This is a genomic window from Rhizobium sp. RAF56 (assembly GCF_052113965.1).
Taxonomy (GTDB): Bacteria; Pseudomonadota; Alphaproteobacteria; order Rhizobiales; family Rhizobiaceae; genus Rhizobium.
This window is the reverse complement of the sequence record NZ_JBFRDU010000043.1, coordinates 1-19578: the sequence shown is the minus strand read 5'-3', so window position 1 is coordinate 19578 and position 19578 is coordinate 1. Positions and strand designations below refer to the sequence as shown.

Sequence of the window (19578 nt, the reverse complement as noted above, 5' to 3'; positions counted from 1 at the left end):
TGTTTTAGCCGCCCGCGCTTTGACATAGGTCGGGCAGTTTGTTCCTGCCACTATATTTCGCGGAATGACGCCGATGTCGAACGAGCCAAACAGCGATCTTGAGCCGAGAAAAGGTAGCCCGAGTCCCCGATTGGAGGAGGCTGAGTTCAGAAAGAGGTTCCTCAATCAGTTTCGAGACCCCGCATATGAACCTCTCAAGGTCGAACTTGAGAAGGTAGCCGACGCGGCCTGGGATGCGTATGCCCACTCCCGCAAAAGCCCGCAGACCCGAAGGGCAGGCCCCGGCTTTGCGGACCCAGAGTACGCGCTGTCGAGTGACTGGCTGGCTGCGCGACAAGCGATCAACGAAGCGCAGGCAAGGCACGAAGATAAGAACGGTCCTTTTCGGTTCCTGCTGATCAACGGATCGTCGCGCAGTGAGCACACCTGCCCCGGCGAACTATCGAAAAGCTATCGGATGGTCGAGATCGCAAGGCAGGTGCTCGAACAGGATCCTGGAACAAGCGTCAATGTCCTGGACCTCAGTCGGATTGCTTCGGAATACGGTCGCCATATTCATCCTTGCAAAGCGTGCTTTTCGACTTCCGCCGCACTCTGTCATTGGCCCTGCTCGTGCTACCCAAACCATTCACTCGGCCAGATCCACGACTGGATGAACGATATCTATCCGATGTGGGTGGAATCCCATGGCATTATGATCGTGACGCCGGTGAACTGGTACCAGACATCTTCATCACTGAAGCTGATGATCGATCGGCTAGTCTGCGCCGACGGCGGCAATCCGGATCCGAGCAGCACCCATGGCAAGCATGCGAAGGAAGCAAAAGAAATCGAGATGAAGGGATGGGAATATCCAAAACATCTCGAAGGTCGGCTCTTTTCGGTGATCGTCCATGGAGACACCGAGGGCGTGGAGAATGTCCGGCGTGGCGTCTCCGATTGGCTAAAGTCCATGGAACTCCTCCCGGCCGGGGCCTTGGCAGAGGTCGATCGCTATATCGGATATTGGGAGCCGTATGCCACCAACCATCCGGCTTTCGAGAGGGACGAAGCGATCCAGCAGGAAGTCCGGAACGCCGCCCGGACATTGCACGAGAGCGTCCTGGCAAAGCGGGAAGGCCGACAGGTAGCGGCTGGATCCCGCCTCAGACAGGCGAGAGTGAAGTAACAGCTAGACAGCTCGCTAGGACTGTCTTCTCCCTCTGAGGGTTGGCTAAGTTTGTTTCCTGAGCCGGCAGTGGATGCAACCCGCGCTCCCATTCTTTTACGTCGACGGAATCCTGGGGTGCGTTTTCCGATCTAGCCGGGTGCCTTCGCCACCAAGGTTGAAACGCCGCAGATCAGAAGCTTTTTCATTGGATTTCCTCAGTTACTTGCCGCTGAGAAATCTCGGCGCGTGCTGTTTGCTCCAGCGGAACACGTCCCAGATCATCAACGACGGTGTGTTTTAGACGCCTTTCTGGCATGCGGCTTCCGTCGCTGTGCAGGCGAACATCGAAGCGGTTTGCGCGTTCGGGCATAGCGGCCTGGCACGCGCTAGGTCAGCTCACGAAGTCGACCTGACCGATAGGAGAAATTCATGACGGCTCTTAAAGCGATTGCCCTTAACGGCACCCTCAAGACAACTCGCGGCGAAGTCTCCTCGACAGAGCGGTTGCTCGATTTGATCGCAACTGGGTTAAAGAGCCAGGGCGTGAAGACGGAAATCATCCGCTTGGCGGATTTCAATGTCTTACCGGGGGTCAAATCCAACGAAGGCCCTAAAGACGAGTGGCCCGGCATTCGCAAGAAGATCCTCGACGCGAACATTCTGGTCCTCGGCACACCGATCTGGCTGGGGCAGCCCTCAAGCGTCGCAAAGCGTGCGCTCGAGCGGATGGATGCATTTCTTGAAGAGACGGACGACGAGGGCCGAATGGTATCCTATGGACGGGTAGCCGCCGTTGCGGTCGTCGGAAACGAGGATGGCGCGCACCATGTCTCTGCTGAACTCTACCAGGCACTGAATGACGTCGGCTTTACCATCGCCGCCAATGCGGTCGCCTATTGGGTTGGCGAAGCCATGGGCAGCGTCAACTTTGCCGACCTGAAGAAGGTCCCCGACGTTGTGACCCAGTCGATAGAGATGCTCGCTCGCAATGCGGTGCACCTAGCGACACTGCTCGACGAGCAGGCCTATCCCGGTAACGATTAGAAGCTGGGTGGAACTAGCTCTCTAATAGCGGGTTTGAGCAATGAACCGCGAGGAGGGTATGTCCAATGACAAGGACCGTCGGAGATTTCATTATCGCGCGCCTCTACGAATGGGGCGTGCGTCACATCTTCGGGTATCCTGGCGATGGAATAAATGGCGTCTTCGGTGCGCTGAATCGGGCCAGCGACAACATCGATTTCCTCCAGGCTCGCCATGAGGAAATGGCGGCCTTCATGGCCTGCGCCTATGCGAAGTTCTCCGGAAAGCTCGGAGTGTGCATTGCGACCTCCGGACCAGGCGCCACGCATCTGATCACGGGACTCTACGACGCCCGCGCCGACCATCAACCCGTTCTCGCGATCGTGGGTCAACAGGCTCGGGATGCTCTTGGCGGGCACTATCAGCAGGAAGTTGATCTCGCCGCTCTGTTCAAGGACGTGGCACGCGAATTCGCATTTCAGGCAGGGACGCCGGCGCAGGTTCGCCATCTCATCGACCGGGCGGCTCGCATCGCGATCGCGAAACGAACCGTTACGGCTCTCATTCTCCCTAACGACCTTCAAGAGATGCCCTACGAGGAGCCAACGCGCTCGCATGGAACGCTTCATTCCGGGCCTGGCTACCGTGCCCCGCGCGTCGTGCCGCACGCCGAAGACCTGCGAGCGGCAGCAGATATTCTGAACGCCGGCGACCGCGTGGCGATGCTCGTCGGCGCCGGCGCGTTGAACGCTACCGACGAATTGATTGCGGTTGCCGACAAGCTGGGCGCGGGAGCCGCAAAAGCTCTACTCGGCAAGGCCGCTCTCCCCGACGAACTGCCCTGGGTCACCGGTTCCATCGGCCTTCTTGGAACAAAACCTTCCTGGGATCTCATGAACGAGTGCGACACGCTGTTGATGATCGGTTCGGGTTTCCCCTACTCCGAATTCCTGCCCGAGGAAGGACAGGCGAAAGCCGTACAGATCGATATCGACCCTGGCATGCTTTCCCTACGATATCCTATGGACGTGGACTTGGTAGGAGAGGCCGCGGAAACGCTCAAGGCTCTTCTGCCGCTGCTTGAGCAGAAGAAGGGCGGCAAGTGGCGGGAAACGATCGCGAAGGGTGTCTCAGAATGGTGGCAGCTATTGGAGGAGCGGGCTGGCGTCGCTGCCTGTCCCGTCAATCCACAACGCGTCGCGTGGGAGCTTTCGCCTCGGCTCTCCAGCAATGCGATATTGACGAGCGATTCGGGGTCATGCGCCAACTGGTATGCGCGCGATATCAAGATTCGAGCCGGGATGATGGCATCGCTTTCTGGCGGGCTCGCCTCGATGGGCGCAGCGGTCCCCTACGCGATCGCGGCGAAGTTTGCACATCCCGAAAGACCGGTGATCGGTCTGGTAGGCGACGGCGCCATGCAGATGAACAACATGGCCGAACTGATCACGGTGGCGAAGTACTGGCACCGCTGGGAGGACAAGCGCTTTGTGATCTGCGTGTTCAATAACGAGGATCTGAACCAGGTCACCTGGGAGCAGCGGGTGATGGAGGGCGATCCGAAGTTCGACGCGTCTCAACAAATTCCAAACGTCCCATACCACCGCTTCGCAGAATTGATCGGCCTTCAAGGCATCTACGTAGACAACCCGGAGGACCTGGGCGCCGCCTGGGACGAAGCCTTGGCAGCCAGCCGCCCAGTGGTGTTGGAAGTTAAGACTGATCCGGAGGTGCCGCCGCTGCCACCTCATCTTACGTTCGATCAAGTCAAAAACCTCACTGCTGCTCTGGCAAAGGGGGACCCGGCCGGCCGCGGTGTCATTCGCGGCACTATCCGACAGTTGATCAGCGCGGTTCTGCCCTACAAGAAGTAGGTCCGAGTGTTTTCAGCGGCCCGAAGCCGGCTTGCTCGAAACCACCCCATAGCGTTGAGGGTCCCTTCCCAGCGATGTCTTCACTTCCCTTCCAAAGATTACTCCTCGGAGCATCAGGGAAGCGCCGTCAGCCACCGGCCCTAAAACCCGTGGTTACACTGTCAGTGATGAGCTCGCTGCTCGTTGCGTTTCCTTGTCGCGGCGCCTTTCTTGCCAGAGGCGGATCGCTCCTCCTTCGATCGTGATGCAGCAGCACCACCCTTCCGGCCGCCTTTTTCGGAGGATGAATGGTTTTCAGCGTGGCCACGGCCCGAGCCGGACTTCTTGCCTCCGCCGTTCCTTATTGACCGTTGCCCAGGCACGGCGCTCGGCTTCCTTTTCGCCGACGCCGCGATGCTCATATCCTTCCTCGATATGCTCGGCCTTGCGTTTTTGTTTATCGGTGTAAGCGGACTTGTCACCTTGGGGCATCGATAGTCTCCTTTTAATCTCGTGAAGAAAACAAAACTGCGATTGCGCTCAGATGTTCCCATGGCCGCGCGCCGAAACGCGAGCTCGGCCCCTCGATGCGTCAATGCGACTTCCGCGAGAGGCCACATCGACAAATTCAGACGATCCGCTGCGGGGAACATTCCTTTCGCGCAGAGGTTTTCGCTCCCAGGATTGACGGAGTAACCCCTCATGCCGACACAGGCAGCTTATCCGGTAGCCTTCCAGGAATCGCACGCGGAAGGCCGCTCCCTCTTGGACCTGCGCCATCAGGCGGAGTCTTGCGAACGCTGCGATCTTTATAGGAACGCAACGCAAACCGTGTTTGGAGAGGGGGACGCTCAAGCGAAGGTGATGCTCGTGGGCGAGCAGCCTGGGGACAAAGAGGATATTGCAGGCAGACCATTCGTCGGACCCGCAGGCACGATCCTGGATGAGTGCCTGGCCGCGGCGGGCGTCGATCGCTCGCTTTGCTACGTGACGAACACAGTCAAGCATTTCAAGTTTGAACAGCGCGGCAAACGTCGTCTTCACGCGAAGCCGAACGCCGGCGAAATCCAGCGATGTGCATGGTGGTTGGGCGGCGAGATCGACGTGCTGAAGCCCGAACTTATCGTTGCGCTCGGAGCCACTGCGCTGCAATCCTTGTTAGGCAGCTCGATCGGATTGAAGAAAGAGCGAGGAAGAACACTGGATTCGCCGAGCGGCCTTCCGGTCCTGATCACAATCCATCCTTCATACTTGCTTCGGATACGGGACAGAGAGGAGGCCCAACTCAACAAGAGACTATTCATCGAGGATCTGAAGCAAATCTCGACGGTTGTCTCCGTGTGAACTCATTCGGCAATCGTGTTTGGCGCGACCGTGTCGCGGCCACTGCGTATTTTTGCAGGAGCGACCCGTCAAGGGTTCGATAGTTTGGGTGCGGCTGCAGCGCCTGCGCTGTATTTGTCTCTACCGCAATGTCGAGGAGTTGCGCCGCGAACTTCGGCGGCGTCAAGGGCTGCGTCCTTTTGGCAGACCCATCACTTATCGTTCGACCAGAGAGAGCGTAGAGGGCCGCTTGACCCGTAGACCGGATCCTTTCGCGGCCGAGGCACTTTTGGAATGGTCTTCAGGGCCCGCGAGCGCTCCTCTACGCCCGTGCATTCGTCATACTTGCCCGTCGCCGGATAGGCGCCGACAACCAGGAACGGGTCGTCCGCGGATAGGCGCTGATGGCCTGTTCCCGTCTGGAGTATTGCGACGTCCCCGGCCTTCAGTTTGAAGATCGGGCCTTTGCTACCGCCGAACCGGACGCGCGCCGTTCCTCGCACGACGCCAAGCGCTTCGTGGATCCGAGAGTGGTAGTGCACATAGTCGTAGATCCCGTCGCGCCAGGTGTCGCCCCAGCCGTTAGCCTCGAACAGATCCTCCATTACGGCTGCGGGATCGAGCCGGCCCTCAAATTCGACTGCGGCTCGGTAGATGATCAGCGGCCATCGCGGATGGTTCGGTACAAGGCCGTCGTCGGTGAACAGCACTGCGCGCGGTTTTCTGGTGCGCCCAAGTTGCGTCGCCTTCTGTCCGCCAGGACGGCCAATCCGGTACCGCGTTCGATAAACTCCTTGATGTTCTCAAGAATTGGCATTTTGGCCCTCACGTGAATCGGCTTATGCCGCTAAGCGCTGCCTTGTTAACTGCGCGCCGCACACTTTTGTTTCGTGCGCACGGCGATCGGGATCGCGCCCGTTGGCGGAAGATGAGTTCCGGATTTCAGGGAGATTCCCAATGCCATAGCGACATCAAGAAGTACCGGCGGATTCTTTGGAAGGATTTATGTGGCGAAAGGTGGCCGTTCCGAATCTGAAGAACGGATCGGCCATCACCAACACCGGTCCGTCACAGGTCTTGAGGGGTCGAAGGAACTGCTTGACTATTCAATAACGAAGGGTGGCATCCATGCCTTCACGCGAGCCCTCGCCGGCGAAGGACATTCGCTTCAACGCCAGGACCGGTGTGGACGCCGCTCAATCCTTCCGACAAGCAAGCCGAAGACGTGGCCGAAATTCGGATCGCAAACGCCAGTGAATCGAGCCGCCCAACCTTAAGAGATTGCGCCGGCGTATGTGTTCTTGGCGTCACCGCAGACGTACAGCTACATCACCGGTGAGATCCTGCCTATCGTAGGCGGGTACTAGGCACGAGCTGCCGGAACTTTCTCGTAGTCCGCCAGTTGATCAGGCGCCGCTCAGTCTCTGGCGCACCATCATCCCGATCCAGCCCTTGTGGCCGGGTCGGGCTGAGCGGCACGGGGAACCAAATCCCAGGAGCGCTATTGAACGTTTCGCGAGGCGTCATGTCTGGAAAACCAAAGCAGCACCCGGCGATAGGGAAATATTCTGGGCCGGCAGGTGGTTGGGGATCTGCCAAGTCGGTGGGGCAGGTTCTCCTGCGAGAGCATGTTCCGGTCGAAGGCCCTTCGCTTCTCGCGCATCAAAACAAGCCCGACGGCTTCATGTGCGTCAGTTGCGCATGGGCCAAGCCGGCGAAACCTCGCCCCCTCGAATTCTGCGAGAACGGCGCCAAGGCGACCGCTTGGGAGATCACCGACCGAAAGGCGGACGCCGCGTTCTTCGCGAGCCACACTTTGTCCGAGCTGGAGCTGTGGAGGGACCACGATCTGGAAGAACAGGGGCGCCTGACCCAGCCGATGCGTTGGAATTCGGCGACCGACAGATATGAACCCGTCGAATGGGAGCAGGCATTCGCGGACATCGGCAGCGAACTTAAGTCTCTTTCCCCTCAACAGGTCGACTTCTATACCTCGGGCCGGGCGTCGCTGGAAGCTGCCTACATGTACCAGCTCTTCGCCCGCATGTATGGCAGCAACCATCTGCCAGACTGTTCGAATATGTGCCACGAAAGCACCTCTGTCGGCCTTCCCGAAAGCATCGGCGCTGCCGTCGGAACCGCGATCCTCTCAGATTTTCAAAACTGCGACTGTATCTTCTACATTGCGCAGAACGTTGGCACGTCCTCCCCTCGCCTCCTGCACGACCTGCAGGACGCCGCAGCCCGCGGCGTTCCGATCGTCTCCATCAATTTGCTGCATGAGCGGGGCCTCGAACGCTTCAAGAACCCGCAATCGCCGAGCGAGATGCTGTCGGGCAATGAAACCAAGATTTCCACCGAATACTACCAGGTGAAAAGCGGCGGGGACGTCGCCGCCCTCTTCGGCATCTGCAAGGCGCTGATCGAGACCGACGACGCGCTCACGCTGACGGGCGCAAGCAAGGTCTCCGGAAAGGACGACGAACCGTTGGACCTTTCCAACGCCGGGGAGGTCGCCTTCGCCGCCTCGATGGCGGCCGCCGACAAGAAACACGTGCTGGATCACGACTTCATCAGCGATCACACCAAAGGATTCGAGGAATTCGCCTCGGTTGCCAGAGCCCATGCGTGGCCCGAACTCGAACGTGTGTCCGGTCTCAGTCGCCGGGACATGGAGCAGGCTGCGCGCACCTATGCAAACGCGCAGGCCGTGGTCATCGCCTATGGCATGGGAGTGACCCAGCATCTAATGGGCGTCGACAACGTTCACATGATCGCCAATCTGGCCCTGTTGCGAGGCAACATTGGAAAGCCGGGAGCGAACATATGCTCCGTGCGCGGACACTCGAACGTGCAGGGACAGAGAACGGTCGGCATCACCGAGAAGCCGGGCCTCGCGCCGCTCGACAAGCTTGCAAAGCTCTATTCATTCGACCCTCCGAAATGGACGGGACATTCCACCGTGGAGACGTGCGAAGCCATCATGAACGGAGAATGCCGGGCGTTCATAGGTCTCGGCGGCAACTTCCTTCGGGCGGTGCCGGAAACCCAGGCCATGGAAGCTGCTTGGAAAAAGCTACGATTGACTGTCCAAGTGGCGACGAAACTCAATCGGACCCATGTCGTCCATGGCGAGGTCGCGTATCTTCTTCCCTGCCTTGGGCGAACGGAGATCGACGAACAGGATACAGGCCCACAGGCCGTATCGATCGAGACGTCGATCGCGCATTTCCATGGCTCGAAGGGCCGGGCCAAGCCGGCGAGCCCTCACCTACTTTCAGAACCCGCGATCATCGCCGGGATGGCAAAAGCAGCTCTTAGAACGGTTGCTGTCCCGTGGGACCGCTGGGTTTCGGACTACGAAGAGATCCGGAACGCTATCGAGAGCACCTATCCGGAGACATTCAAGGACTTCAACAAGCGGCTGTTTCAGCCTGGAGGCTTCGCGCGCCCGTTGCCCGCTCGCGAGCGGAAGTGGGTCACGCCCTCCGGCAAGGCTAATTTCATCACTCCGTCGCGACTGTTTCCAGAGTTTCATGTAGAAGGCGACACAAGCCGCATCCTACATCTGTCGACGCTGCGTTCCAATGACCAGTTCAATACTACCATCTATGGCTACAGCGACCGATTTCGCGGCGTCGAGGGTACACGAAAAGTGCTCTTCATGAACGCCGAGGACATGCAGCGCCTGGATTTCGTCGACGGCGACGTCGCGGACCTTATCACGGCGATAGATCAAGCGACTGAGCGCAGCGTCCTCGGCCTCCGCATCGTTGAGTACGGCATTCCGACAGGATGCTGCGCCGCTTACTATCCAGAATGCAATCCACTGTTTCCACTGAACCATCATGACGAAAAGTCGAAGACACCCTCCTACAAGCTTCTGCCCGTTTTCGTCACTCGTTCGCAACATCGGCCGATCGACTAGGGAGACTAGGATGTGACTTGGGTTTGGGGGAAACGCCGTGATTTGGCAGTTGTCCTGACATCGGCCGCTGCCGCCGGCGTGGCGGTCGCCTCTGGAGCGTTCGTCGGCTGGGTCCGAGAGGGCCGGACCTACCGCCTCGATCCGCCCATTGCGGCCGGGCTCGAGGAAATTCGGCTGATGCCGAACGGGATCGGCGGCGCGCCCCCGGAAGTCTACTTCGCGATCGGGAAACCATACGAGAGGACGGCTTTCGACCTCAGCCAGGGCAAGCGACTGTATGCGTGGTTCGGCTGCGTCGCTTGCCACGGCGACGGTAGGGGCGGCGCCGGCCCGTCGTTCATGGATGGCTGGTGGTTCTACGGCCCCGAGATGGTTTCTATCGTCGCATCGATCAGAGACGGCCGCCCCCATGGAATGCCGGCCTTTCGCGACCGGATGACCATCGACGAGATCTGGCAGCTTGCCGGATACGTAAGGACCATCGGTGCTCTTTCGGCCGCTTCGACCGCTCCCTCCCGGAACGACGATGCAACGTCCCGGCCGGCGGAGAACCGCGCTCCGGCTGCCATACTTTTCGATGAAGGACCGGCTGGGATGCGGCCGGATCAAGGACCCAGTCCATGAGTCCCCCCACCGCCCTCACGCTGCTCGGCGCCGAACTCGAGATTTCCGGCTATACGGGCTCACAGTCGGCGCTGCATCCAGAGGGACTGTCGGCGTCTGTCCTGAATGACCTTATTCTGATCATGGTCGGCGTCTGCACAGCGGTCTGGCTGCTCGTGATTGGGTTTCTCTTTCTTTCGCTTCTCTGGCGCGAGCGTCCAGTTGGCGATGCCGGCTCCGAACGGCGGATCGGCGGCATCGTCATGATCGCTTCGACGGCAACGGTGCTGGTTATTGCGGTGCTTACGGCCATGAGCTTTCTGGCCGAATGGCGTCTGCCTAGCGCGTCGGAAGAAGCGCCGACTATTCGGGTGCAGGGTGAGCAATGGTGGTGGAGATTCACCTACGAAGATCCAAAGTCCGGATCGTCGTTCGAGGCGGCGAATGAGCTTCATCTGCCGGTCGGGCGGGACGTCAGGCTGCAACTTCAAAGCCCGGACGTCATTCATTCATTCTGGGTGCCTAGCCTTGCCGGGAAGAAGGATCTGATCCCCGGTCGCACGAACTATCTCACGATCCACGCCGATCGCCCAGGCGTCTATCGGGGTCAATGCGCGGAATTCTGCGGTCTCCAGCATGGCCATATGGCACTCTTGGTGGTCGCCGAAAACCAGGCGGACTATGAACGCTGGTTCGAAGCTCAGAAGCTCGATAGAAGACCACCGCAGGACGCCGTATCCGCCAAGGGCGAGACCGTGTTTCAGAGCAAGCCGTGCGCGGCATGCCATACCATCCGGGGAACGGCAGCATCCGGGAAATCGGGTCCCGACCTGACGCATTTCGGAAGCCGCGCAGCCATCGCCGCCGACATTCTACCGAACACACGGGGGAGCGCCGCGGCCTGGATCGCCGATCCCCAGACGCTGAAACCGGGAAACAACATGCCCGTCGTGCCGCTTTCCAGCGACGAGTTGCAGCAGGTGTCCGCCTATCTGACGGAGCTAAAATGACCAACAGCTCTTTTCCAAGTTCAGATGCAGGGCTCGACGACCACGATCTCGATGCGCGCCTGGACCGCACGTGGAGCACGGGGTCCGGCCTTTGGAAGGCCCTTTCGACAGTCGATCACAAAATCATTGGCCGCCGCTACATTGTCACCGCCTTCATCTACATGGCCATGGGCGGCGTCCTCGCGCTCGCCATGCGGGCGCAACTCGCAACTCCTGAAGCGCGGTTGATATCCCCCGATCGCTTCAACCAGATCTTCACCATGCACGGGTCGAATATGATGTTCCTGTTCGCCGTCCCGGTGATGGAGGCAATGGGAGTCTATCTGGTGCCCCTCATGGTAGGGACCCGCAACATCGCGTTTCCGCGGCTCAACGCCTTCTCGTATTGGATCTTCCTCGGAGGTGGGATTCTGCTGTGGGTGTCCTTTGCACTGGACGTTGGGCCCGACGTCGGTTGGTTCGCCTACGTTCCGTTGTCCGGGCCACAGTACGGAGCGGGAAAGAGAGCGGACGTCTGGGCCCAGATGATCACATTCACGGAGGTTTCTGCACTCGCCATTTCCGTGGAGATCGTCGTGACGGTCTTTAAGCAGCGGGCGCCGGGAATGACCTTGGACCGCATTCCGCTGTTCGTGTGGTCGATGCTGGTGACGTCCTTCCTGGTCATGCTGGCGATGCCGGCCATAATGTTCGCGAGCTCATCGCTGATCCTCGACCGGCTGGTCGGAACCCATTTCTTCAATCCCGCGAAGGGCGGCGACGTACTATTGTGGCAGCATCTGTTTTGGTTCTTCGGCCATCCTGAGGTCTACATCGTTTTTCTCCCGGCCGTCGGCATGGTCTCGACGATCGTCTCGACCTTCACCGGACGGCCGGTCTTCGGCTACATCCCGCTGGTGCTGGCGCTGGTCGCGACCGGCATTCTGGCGTTCGGACTTTGGGTGCATCACATGTTCGTCGTCGGGCTGCCTAACCTCGGAGAAAGCTTCTTCACCGCCTCAAGCATGGCGATCGCCATTCCCGCAGGGGTGCAGATATTTTGCTGGCTCGCCACGATCTGGGACGGAAAGCCTCGTCTGGCAACGCCGATGCTCTTCGTTATCGGCTTCATTATCACCTTCGTAATGGGCGGCCTGACGGGCGTCATGGTGGCCTCGGTGCCGTTCGACACGCAGGTTCATGACACGTATTTTGTCGTCGCCCACTTTCACTACGTGCTGATCGGCGGCGCCGTCTTTCCCTTGATGGGCGCGATCTACTACTGGTTCCCGAAGATGACCGGCCGAATGATGAGCGAACGCTTAGGGCGTTGGGTGTTCGGACTGGTGTTTTGCGGTTTTCATCTCACGTTTTTTCCCATGCATATCCTCGGGCTAATCGGGATGCCCCGGCGCATCTACACATATCAGCCGGAGATGCCGTGGGGGACGCTCAATCTTTTCGTAAGCGCCAGCTCGGTCATATTGGCCAGCGGCTTCCTGCTGTTCTTCCTCGACGCTCTGCGCAGCGCGCATAACGGTCGATTGGCGGAGCCGAATCCTTGGAACGGTTTCACTCTCGAATGGGCGACGTCGTCGCCCCCGGCGTCATACAACTTCCGCAGAATTCCGGTGGTAGATTCCCGCGAGCCACTTTGGCGGCAAACCTTGGATCTGCCGGTCGTGACGGGCATGCGCACCGACCGTCGTGAACTTCTGGTCACCACCGTTGTCGAAGGCACCCCGGAAGCCCGCGAATCCTCGCCCACGAATTCCATATGGCCGCTGCTGGCCGCGCTCGCGACGTCGGCGATGTTGATCTGGTCGATATTCTCGCCCTGGGCCGTCGTGTGGGGATCGATTCCTATTGCAGTCACCCTGATCGGATGGTTCTGGCCGAAAGGCGACGCGGAGGACGAAGCATGACGACACGCCCTGCCCTCGACGTCTCCCACCTGCCCCTGCATGGTCTCGGAACCGCAAGCCTGAGCTGGTGGGGGACCTTGGCGTTCATGCTGATAGAAGGGTCCGGCTTCGCGCTGGGAATAGCGGTCTACCTCTATTTGGCGAGCGTCGCGCAGCATTGGCCGACGGACGCGCCACCGCCGGATCTTCTGCCGGGCACCGTTCTGACCGCAATTCTCATCGCAAGCGTGATCCCAAACATCATCGTGTCCCGATGGGCACGGCAGAAGAGCTTGGCTCGTGTCCGAGTTGGCATGGTCGTGATGTCGGTGGCAGGGCTTCTTCCGCTGGTGGCGAGGGTCTTCGAATTTCCTGCCACGCACGTGCGCTGGGATACGAACGCCTACGGCTCGATCGTCTGGGTGCTATTGGGACTGCACACGACTCATATTATCACCGACGTCGTCGACACGCTTGTTCTCACAGCGTTGATGTTCAGCCGCCACGCCGACAACGCCCGGCGCTACGGGGACGTCCAGGACAATGCGATGTATTGGAACTTTGTGGTCATCACCTGGCTTCCCCTCTATCTCTGCCTCTACTGGGTTCCACGCTTATGATCCCCCGACAGGAAACTGAAACCGCCCTGCCGCTCGAACGTCGGTCCACCCAGCCGGAACTCAAATGGATTGTTGCGGGAGCCGCGATCATCGTTTCGAGTATGCTCGCGGCCCTCGTCGCCACACAGATGGTGAAAGAGCGCATAACCCGAACGGAGACGGCGCGGCTCCTGACCGGGGGCGATCCGGAGCGCGCGCCTGCCGTGATGCGCACATACGGTTGCGCAGGTTGCCACACGATACCGGGTGTTTCGGGCGCCGACGGTAAGGTCGGCGGATCGCTCTCCGGTCTGCGGCGGCGTGTCTACGTGGCGGGCGTTCTGAATAACACCCCTGACAACCTCGCTCGATGGATCGCCTCGCCCCCGACATTTTCGGCCGGGACGGCGATGCCCGAGACGGGTATATCGAAGACTGAGGCTCGCGACGTCGCCGCCTATCTCTATGCCCATTGATAGCATCAGGGATGGGGCGTTGGACGCGCCGGCAGCGACGTCACATAGGCGGCGATCGCGTCCCGGTCAGACTGCGGCAGCATGGCGGTATTCGAGACCACATCGGCCATCGAGGAGCCAACACGTCCATGATTTGGCGTGTTGCCGCTCTTCAGAACTTCCGCCACCTCGGCCGGGGTCCATCCGCCGATGCGCGCCGGGGTGATGTTGGGGACGAAGCCCGTGCCTTCTGGATCCGGACCGCCGGCGAAGCGGGTCTCCGGAATGACGGCGCCTAGAAGATTTCGCGACGAATGGCACTCTGCGCAATGTCCTACGGCCTCGACAAGGTAGGCGCCGCGGTCGTGAGTTGCATCAACCGTCAAAGCCCCATCAAACCTGCCCTGGCGAAAAAACAGGAGCTTCCAGAACCCAAGGAAACGCCGCACCCTGAAGACGAGTGGGATGTCGTGCGGCGGCGGCCTCCCCTCGACAGCAGGCAACGTCCGCAGGAAAGCGAACAGATCCTCCACGTCCTCAAGGTTCATCGCGGTGTAGCTCGGATAGGGAAAGACCGGATAGTAATGTTGGGCGCGAGGGGAAACACCGCCGATCAGGGCGTTGGCCAGGTCCGCGACGGTCCATGAACCGATCCCATCCTTCGGATCGGACGAGATGTTCGGCGGTCGGAAGGTGCCGAAGGGAGAGGCCAGCGCAAGCCCTCCGCCGAGGCGCAGTCTGTCTGATTGGCCTGGAGTCGCGTGGCAGGACGAACAGTCGCCGGCCGCAAATATGACTCTGCCCCGTTGGGCATCGCCGGCCGCAGCCAACGATGGATCGCCAGGAGGAAAAGGCGCGCGAGCTGTCGTCGCCCACCATACGACGGCAATCGCAAGGACCACGGTGCCGGCTATAAGACTTGCAATCCACCTCACCTTTGAAGCCCCGCTTTCGAGGGATGGCCGAAGAACCCGCTCCCTGAACGACACGTGCCTGGGCTCAGACCGAATTGATGGTTGGAAGAAGGGTCACGAGTTCCTCTTGGCGCTTCTTGGAAAGCGGCGCGATCTTCTCATTCCAGAACACCTGCGCTTCAGGGGGCTCCTCCTGCCATTTCCTGATGCTGACGATGTTGTCATCAATCTTGGCGCGCCGCGTGCCGCCGAGACGCACGTATTCTTCAGCGAGTTTCGCGGCTTCGGTCTTTAGGTCGTCCATTGCTTGCTCCGATCGTGAACTGTCGCCGCAGCCCTCAGACTTCTTCGGCTTTTCGGTGGCTACAGAATGTCGCCCTCAAGAACGTTCCGCGACAGATCCAGCCGTCCGTGCTCAATCTCGACGACGGTGTAGAGCTTGTCGTCCCTAAAGGCGCTGGCGTTCGAAGTCGTGACGCCTTCGGCGGGCGCCGCGTCAATTTCCATGAAATCGAGTTCGCGGCCGGCGGCGACGATGCGTGCGTCTCCGGCGGTGCGCGCCGCTACGACCACGACGCCATGGCTAGGGTCGTTATCCCAACGCGGATCGTTGTCTGAAGCAATTGGCTCGAGCCGATAAACGTTCAAAGGTTCTCCTGTCGGACCACCTGAGGCCATTACCGCTGCATCCGAAATCTGAGCTTGGCTTTCGACGGATTTGCCAAACTGGGTGTTGCTGGTAGCGTTGTTGCTCGGGCTATCGCCGACGCGGCTAACATTCGACATGAGTGATCTCCTGATGTGCTGAATGGGAAACCACGGAAATGACGCGCGGTTCCATGACGTGGGCGGCATATGCCGCTCACCGCCATGTTGAGCGTTAAGGCTCGCACCTGTAGCTGCCTGACTGTGTTGATTTGTCCGGGCCGGGCGCCATCTTCACTGGAAAGGACGGGAACGCCTGATGCTCTTTCGCCTTGATCCATATTGCGGTCACGCTCCATCCCCGGCAGGTCTTGTCCATGCCTGGAACTTTGATCCATGGCTCCTCGGGGTGTTTGGAATTTGCGCGCTATGGGCGATGCGTCGCTCCGGCACTAGCAGTGAGATGCGTTGCCGTATTGCAGGAGTCGCGATTTTGGCAGCATGCTTCTTCTCGCCCCTGTGTGCATTGAGTTCCGCCCTCTTCAGCGCAAGGGCAGTACATCATCTCCTGTTGACCTCGCTGGCCGCCCCGCTGATATGGCAGGTGATGAAGGTTGGATGGTTGAATCGCTGCCCTGCCATTCTACCTTTCGCGGCTCACACGAGCGCACTCTGGTTGTGGCACGTTCCCGTCGTCTATTCGTTCGCGCTGTCGGGTAGCGTGCAATATTGGACTATGGAGATCCCGCTTTTACTTTCCGCCCTGTGGCTTTGGCGGGAAATTCTCGATCCGGACAGGCCTGCGGGGGCCGCGCTGGTGCTGTGCCTCGCAACCATGCTGCAGATGACCGTGCTCGGCGCATGGCTGACCTTCGCACCCCATCCAATCTTCGCGCCACATTTCGCAACAACAGAACTGTACGGCCTGTCGGCCTTGCAAGACCAGCAACTGGCGGGACTTCTCGTTTGGGTTCCAGCCAGCCTGCCGTTTGCAGTGGCTTTCCTCCTTAGAACCGGACGCGTGATCAGCGCGAGCCGAACTACCGGAGGAGGTTCCCCTGCAGTTCTCGGTGCGTAGGGCCTGCTTGCTTGTGACGGCCGTATGGCTCGCTTCATGTTCAAGCGAGGCCGAGCAACAAAGGCGGCTTCTTCAGCAGATGACGTCTTGGATCGCAAGCACGGAGATGCTCGCCGACGCCCGTGCGGTAGGGCTTGTTCCCGATGTGTTCAGCGGCCCGGCGCTGGAGCGATGCCGCCGCGAGATCGCGACTCTAGCAAAGCAACTGAACAAAACCGAACTGTCGGCGACCCAATCCGGGGCCATGGCCGAACTTCCATCGCTTCTCGCAGAAGCTGCGGACGCCGCCTTTAGCAGAGATCGTACGCGAACCGCACGTGTCGTCTCGGCGCTCCAACGCGCACGGGGCGATCTTGATCGCGCCACGGAGACGCCATGAAGAAGCTGCTCGAAGTTTCGCTTGGCGTCGTTACCAGCGTCGGCGGTTTTCTGGAGACGGGGTCGATCGCGACCTCCGCACAGGCAGGTGCGACCTACGGTTTCGCTCTCATCTGGGCCGTCGTTCTTGGAACCGGCTGTCTGATCTTTCTGGTGGAAATGTCCGGGCGTTTCGCCATTGCCAGTCACTACACGATTGCCGACGGCATCCGCGACCGCTTCGGCTCCAATCTGTTCCTCCTCGTCTTCGTGGTGATCTCGCTCGTAAACCTTATGGTGCTGGCCGCCGAGATCGGCGGCGTCGCGCTGGGCCTGCAGTTTCTGACCGGCTGGAGCTTTCAATGGTGGGCGCTGCCGGTCGCCTTCGGCGTCTGGCTGCTGCTATGGCGCGGCACCTTCGGAACGATCGAGAAGGGCGTGTCCGCCCTCGGGCTGATCGCGTTGTCGTTCGTCGTCGCGATGTTCGTCATGGGACCGCCGTGGCGCGAGGTAGCATGGGGCGCACTGCCATCGCTACCGGACAGGGACGGACTTCATTACGCCTTCATGGCCGTAAGCATACTCGGGGCCACGATTTCCAACTATCTGTTCTTCTTTTACTCATCCGGAACGATCGAAGAAAAATGGGACAAATCGTATTTCGGAATCAACAGGATCACCGCGACCCTCGGCATGACGTTTGGGGCGACGCTCTCCGTCGCCATCATCGTCGTCGCCGCCATGACCTACCCTCCCCGCGGCATCGCGGACATCGAAGGCTACGAGCAGATCGCCATGATTCTGACACCGGCCTTCGGCGGCTGGGGCATCTACATCTTTTCCCTTTCGCTTCTGATCACTTGCTTCGGCGCCGCACTGGAGCTCAGTCTGGCGCAGGCATACATCACCGCCCAGGGGTTCGGGTGGAACTGGTCAGAAGACGCAAAACCGAAGACCGATCCCGCCTTCAGCCTCGTCTACACCGTCGCGATCGTGCTAGCCGTCATTCCCATCGCCGCCGGTCTCGATCCGTTGCGAGTCACCATATTCTCGATGGCAATCACCGCCTTGAGCCTTCCGCTCGGCGTCGTCCCGTTTTTGTTTCTTATGAACGACAAGGCTTACGTTGGCGAACACACCAATGGCTGGATTGGGAACGCGGTCGTCCTCTTCATCATCGGACTCGCCTTCGTTCTCGCGATCGTCACGGTACCGCTGCAAATCTGGGGAGGCTGACATGCACCTAGTACGAGACGTTCTCGACAAGCAGCTTGTCGACAAGGACAGGATCCGGGTCGGAAGAGTTGACGGCGTCGTGCTGCGCCTCGACATGCCGGGGCCTCCCAAAGTCGTAGCGATCGAACTCGGCAAGTCGACGCTCGTCAGGCGGTTGTGGACAGGCGTAGGTCTTCGCAGACTCGCTCGCGATCGAGCCCATGGATATCACATCGCCTGGTCTCAGGTCGGCCAAGTCGGCGTCGATATAACCGTCGACGTCGATCGTCGAGACTTGCCATTGGAGCGGTGGCAGCAGTGGCTTCGTCAAAGGGTGCTGCGATGGATCCCCGGAGGGCTATCATGAGCGGGCTGTATCTCCAGGATCTGCTGGGTACACGCGTGCTTGGACCGCAGAACGAGGTGGTGGGGCGGATCGAGGAAGTCATTGCGGAAGCGCAGGGCGACGAGCTTTTAATTGTCGAATTTCGCGTCGGGATCTTTGCGTATCTGGAGAGCCTGGCGTCTTCTTCATTCGCCCGTGTCGTTCTCGAGTCCATCGGCTTCCGCTCGGGCGAGGTGCTGGCTGTCCCTTGGCAGCAACTCGATCTTTCAAACACCGCTTCACCACGATTGCTTTGTGATCCAAGGCAACTGACACCGGCTTCCATTTAGTTCGACCGCCAACGGAGGGGAACTGGCCGCCGCCCTTTTCCGACGCGCTTTCGCGATCACTCGCTCCGAATGTCTGCAACCAATGCGTTATGGCTCGACACTTTTCTCGCGTCGATGAGGTTAGGATCGTCTGCTGGATCCGGGTCGGCCCCATTGGCATGGTTCAACGAATTGGCTGCTGCGATGAGAGCGATCGCGACTTCCCTCGTCGCCCAGCCGGCCTCGATGGCAGATGCCATTATTTCCTCCAGCCGAGGCCTTCGCCTCATCCAAACGGACAGAAGTGTGTTCACTGATGGGTGCGGGAAGATTATGCGGACTGGCTCTATCCAGGGTTCCGTCAGTGTTCTCAACTCATCCCGCCCGATAAACTCGTCGGTTGGTCCAAGATCGTGATCGGGATGGGAAACTGAAACGTCCATGTCTTCCGGAAGCGACAACGGCTGCTTCGCGTTCATGATACCGATGGGCACTTTTTCCCCGTCATCGTTGGATGCGACCGCCTTCATAGCCTCACGGATATCAGCGTCATCAGGCCGGACGCTGAGGTATCGCACGCTCGACCGGTCGATGGACAAAACCTCGCACGCCCGACGCTGGCTCACCCTATGCTGCTTGCAGGCATGAGCCACAGCGTCCCGCTTCACATCGGGCGTCACCATTTTTTTGAGGGCGACATCCTTCAAAAATGGCATTGTCCAACATGGTTTCGGCCAGGGTCGATGTCGAACTCTTCCCAACCGCGAAGGTTCGAAGCGGGCTCGTCCGATTTCTCTTCCTTGTCCTTCTTCGTCTTTCCGGCCTTCTTCAGCGACCGCGTCAACTTTGCCTTGTACGCCGCCTTCCGACGGTTCTCCGCTCTGGCTT

20 protein-coding genes and 3 pseudogenes are annotated in these 19578 nt (G+C 59.8%); 15 read left to right on the top strand and 8 right to left on the bottom strand.

Going from position 1 to position 19578, the window contains the following annotated elements:
- Nucleotides 1-73: 73 nt before the first annotated feature.
- The 3 genes from AB4048_RS24885 (at nt 74) to AB4048_RS24875 (ending at nt 4047) form a co-directional block, all read left to right on the top strand.
- Nucleotides 74-1168: a flavodoxin family protein gene (locus AB4048_RS24885; protein WP_442204670.1), complete on the top strand. Its 1095-nt coding sequence runs from the start codon at nt 74-76 to the stop codon at nt 1166-1168.
- 411 nt (nt 1169-1579) lie between these two features.
- Complete coding sequence (locus AB4048_RS24880; protein ID WP_442204669.1) at nt 1580-2194, top strand: flavodoxin family protein; 615 nt, start codon at nt 1580-1582, stop codon at nt 2192-2194.
- A gap of 65 nt (nt 2195-2259) precedes the next feature.
- Nucleotides 2260-4047: a thiamine pyrophosphate-requiring protein gene (locus tag AB4048_RS24875; protein ID WP_442204668.1), complete on the top strand. Its 1788-nt coding sequence runs from the start codon at nt 2260-2262 to the stop codon at nt 4045-4047.
- A 161-nt stretch (nt 4048-4208) separates the two neighbouring features.
- Here the strand turns inward: AB4048_RS24875 and AB4048_RS24870 are convergent.
- Nucleotides 4209-4518 (bottom strand): annotated as a pseudogene (locus AB4048_RS24870) (plasmid stabilization protein).
- A gap of 210 nt (nt 4519-4728) precedes the next feature.
- On the opposite strand from AB4048_RS24870, the gene AB4048_RS24865 reads away from it, so the two are divergent.
- On the top strand, nt 4729-5370 hold the full coding sequence (locus tag AB4048_RS24865; RefSeq protein WP_442204667.1) for a UdgX family uracil-DNA binding protein: 642 nt from the start codon (nt 4729-4731) through the stop codon (nt 5368-5370).
- Nucleotides 5371-5561: 191 nt separating this feature from the next.
- Here AB4048_RS24865 and AB4048_RS24860 read toward each other — a convergent pair whose 3' ends face one another.
- Nucleotides 5562-6059, bottom strand: a complete 498-nt coding sequence (locus AB4048_RS24860) for a cupin (protein WP_442204666.1) — start codon at nt 6057-6059, stop codon at nt 5562-5564.
- 292 nt (nt 6060-6351) lie between these two features.
- Between AB4048_RS24860 and AB4048_RS24855 the strand changes: the two are divergent.
- The 7 genes and pseudogenes from AB4048_RS24855 to AB4048_RS24825 all read left to right on the top strand — a co-directional run.
- A pseudogene (locus AB4048_RS24855) lies at nt 6352-6716 on the top strand (SDR family oxidoreductase); the annotation flags it as partial.
- A 158-nt stretch (nt 6717-6874) separates the two neighbouring features.
- A complete protein-coding gene (locus AB4048_RS24850; protein ID WP_442204665.1) occupies nt 6875-9277 on the top strand; it encodes an FdhF/YdeP family oxidoreductase in 2403 nt (800 codons plus the stop codon).
- Between the two features lie 42 nt (nt 9278-9319).
- A complete protein-coding gene (locus AB4048_RS24845; protein ID WP_442204664.1) occupies nt 9320-9901 on the top strand; it encodes a c-type cytochrome in 582 nt (193 codons plus the stop codon).
- Nucleotides 9898-10890 (top strand): cytochrome c oxidase subunit II, encoded by a 993-nt coding sequence (gene coxB, locus AB4048_RS24840; protein ID WP_442204663.1) that lies wholly within the window; start codon nt 9898-9900, stop codon nt 10888-10890. The genes AB4048_RS24845 and coxB overlap by 4 nt, the downstream gene beginning before the upstream one ends.
- Nucleotides 10887-12794, top strand: a complete 1908-nt coding sequence (ctaD, locus tag AB4048_RS24835) for a cytochrome c oxidase subunit I (protein ID WP_442204662.1) — start codon at nt 10887-10889, stop codon at nt 12792-12794. The genes coxB and ctaD overlap by 4 nt, the downstream gene beginning before the upstream one ends.
- Nucleotides 12791-13393 (top strand): cytochrome c oxidase subunit 3, encoded by a 603-nt coding sequence (locus AB4048_RS24830; protein WP_442204661.1) that lies wholly within the window; start codon nt 12791-12793, stop codon nt 13391-13393. The genes ctaD and AB4048_RS24830 overlap by 4 nt, the downstream gene beginning before the upstream one ends.
- Nucleotides 13390-13848 carry a c-type cytochrome gene (locus tag AB4048_RS24825; protein WP_442204660.1) on the top strand — a complete coding sequence of 153 codons (459 nt, stop codon included), beginning with the start codon at nt 13390-13392 and terminating at the stop codon, nt 13846-13848. The genes AB4048_RS24830 and AB4048_RS24825 overlap by 4 nt, the downstream gene beginning before the upstream one ends.
- A 5-nt stretch (nt 13849-13853) precedes the next feature.
- Here AB4048_RS24825 and AB4048_RS24820 read toward each other — a convergent pair whose 3' ends face one another.
- From AB4048_RS24820 to AB4048_RS24810, 3 genes are all read right to left on the bottom strand, one after another.
- Nucleotides 13854-14762: a c-type cytochrome gene (locus AB4048_RS24820; RefSeq protein WP_442204659.1), complete on the bottom strand. Its 909-nt coding sequence runs from the start codon at nt 14760-14762 to the stop codon at nt 13854-13856.
- Nucleotides 14763-14826: 64 nt separating this feature from the next.
- Entirely contained in the window at nt 14827-15045 is a 219-nt protein-coding gene (locus tag AB4048_RS24815; protein ID WP_442204658.1) for a hypothetical protein, read from the bottom strand.
- 59 nt (nt 15046-15104) lie between these two features.
- Nucleotides 15105-15527 carry a hypothetical protein gene (locus AB4048_RS24810; RefSeq protein ID WP_442204657.1) on the bottom strand — a complete coding sequence of 141 codons (423 nt, stop codon included), beginning with the start codon at nt 15525-15527 and terminating at the stop codon, nt 15105-15107.
- A gap of 178 nt (nt 15528-15705) precedes the next feature.
- On the opposite strand from AB4048_RS24810, the gene AB4048_RS24805 reads away from it, so the two are divergent.
- The 3 genes from AB4048_RS24805 (at nt 15706) to AB4048_RS24795 (ending at nt 18057) form a co-directional block, all read left to right on the top strand.
- The gene (locus AB4048_RS24805) at nt 15706-16464 is read left to right on the top strand and encodes a cytochrome c oxidase assembly protein (RefSeq protein WP_442204656.1); all 759 of its coding nucleotides are present in this window, start codon (nt 15706-15708) and stop codon (nt 16462-16464) included.
- 79 nt (nt 16465-16543) lie between these two features.
- Nucleotides 16544-16843 (top strand): hypothetical protein, encoded by a 300-nt coding sequence (locus AB4048_RS24800; RefSeq protein WP_442204655.1) that lies wholly within the window; start codon nt 16544-16546, stop codon nt 16841-16843.
- Nucleotides 16840-18057 (top strand): Nramp family divalent metal transporter, encoded by a 1218-nt coding sequence (locus AB4048_RS24795; RefSeq protein ID WP_442204654.1) that lies wholly within the window; start codon nt 16840-16842, stop codon nt 18055-18057. Before AB4048_RS24800 ends, AB4048_RS24795 begins: the two co-directional genes overlap by 4 nt.
- 7 nt (nt 18058-18064) lie before the next feature.
- On the opposite strand, the gene AB4048_RS24790 is transcribed toward AB4048_RS24795, so the two are convergent.
- Nucleotides 18065-18367, bottom strand: a complete 303-nt coding sequence (locus tag AB4048_RS24790; RefSeq protein ID WP_442204653.1) for a hypothetical protein — start codon at nt 18365-18367, stop codon at nt 18065-18067.
- Between the two features lie 32 nt (nt 18368-18399).
- On the opposite strand from AB4048_RS24790, the gene AB4048_RS24785 reads away from it, so the two are divergent.
- On the top strand, nt 18400-18711 hold the full coding sequence (locus AB4048_RS24785; RefSeq protein ID WP_442204652.1) for a hypothetical protein: 312 nt from the start codon (nt 18400-18402) through the stop codon (nt 18709-18711).
- A 56-nt stretch (nt 18712-18767) separates the two neighbouring features.
- Here AB4048_RS24785 and AB4048_RS24780 read toward each other — a convergent pair whose 3' ends face one another.
- The gene (locus AB4048_RS24780) at nt 18768-19397 is read right to left on the bottom strand and encodes a hypothetical protein (protein ID WP_442204651.1); all 630 of its coding nucleotides are present in this window, start codon (nt 19395-19397) and stop codon (nt 18768-18770) included.
- Nucleotides 19394-19578, bottom strand: a pseudogene (locus tag AB4048_RS24775) (hypothetical protein); the annotation flags it as partial. The pseudogene AB4048_RS24775 and the gene AB4048_RS24780, both read right to left, overlap by 4 nt.

What these genes read in the sequence shown, in the direction of transcription:
- AB4048_RS24800 (WP_442204655.1), top strand. Translation starts at nt 16,544, where the DNA reads ATGACGTCTTGGATCGCAAGCACGGAGATGCTCGCCGACGCCCGTGCG.
- ctaD (WP_442204662.1), top strand. Translation starts at nt 10,887, where the DNA reads ATGACCAACAGCTCTTTTCCAAGTTCAGATGCAGGGCTCGACGACCAC.
- coxB (WP_442204663.1), top strand. Translation starts at nt 9,898, where the DNA reads ATGAGTCCCCCCACCGCCCTCACGCTGCTCGGCGCCGAACTCGAGATT.
- AB4048_RS24875 (WP_442204668.1), top strand. Translation starts at nt 2,260, where the DNA reads ATGACAAGGACCGTCGGAGATTTCATTATCGCGCGCCTCTACGAATGG.
- AB4048_RS24850 (WP_442204665.1), top strand. Translation starts at nt 6,875, where the DNA reads ATGTCTGGAAAACCAAAGCAGCACCCGGCGATAGGGAAATATTCTGGG.
- AB4048_RS24880 (WP_442204669.1), top strand. Translation starts at nt 1,580, where the DNA reads ATGACGGCTCTTAAAGCGATTGCCCTTAACGGCACCCTCAAGACAACT.
- AB4048_RS24815 (WP_442204658.1), bottom strand. Translation starts at nt 15,045, where the DNA reads ATGGACGACCTAAAGACCGAAGCCGCGAAACTCGCTGAAGAATACGTG.
- AB4048_RS24810 (WP_442204657.1), bottom strand. Translation starts at nt 15,527, where the DNA reads ATGTCGAATGTTAGCCGCGTCGGCGATAGCCCGAGCAACAACGCTACC.
- AB4048_RS24785 (WP_442204652.1), top strand. Translation starts at nt 18,400, where the DNA reads ATGAGCGGGCTGTATCTCCAGGATCTGCTGGGTACACGCGTGCTTGGA.
- AB4048_RS24885 (WP_442204670.1), top strand. Translation starts at nt 74, where the DNA reads ATGTCGAACGAGCCAAACAGCGATCTTGAGCCGAGAAAAGGTAGCCCG.
- AB4048_RS24825 (WP_442204660.1), top strand. Translation starts at nt 13,390, where the DNA reads ATGATCCCCCGACAGGAAACTGAAACCGCCCTGCCGCTCGAACGTCGG.
- AB4048_RS24865 (WP_442204667.1), top strand. Translation starts at nt 4,729, where the DNA reads ATGCCGACACAGGCAGCTTATCCGGTAGCCTTCCAGGAATCGCACGCG.
- AB4048_RS24805 (WP_442204656.1), top strand. Translation starts at nt 15,706, where the DNA reads ATGCTCTTTCGCCTTGATCCATATTGCGGTCACGCTCCATCCCCGGCA.
- AB4048_RS24795 (WP_442204654.1), top strand. Translation starts at nt 16,840, where the DNA reads ATGAAGAAGCTGCTCGAAGTTTCGCTTGGCGTCGTTACCAGCGTCGGC.
- AB4048_RS24830 (WP_442204661.1), top strand. Translation starts at nt 12,791, where the DNA reads ATGACGACACGCCCTGCCCTCGACGTCTCCCACCTGCCCCTGCATGGT.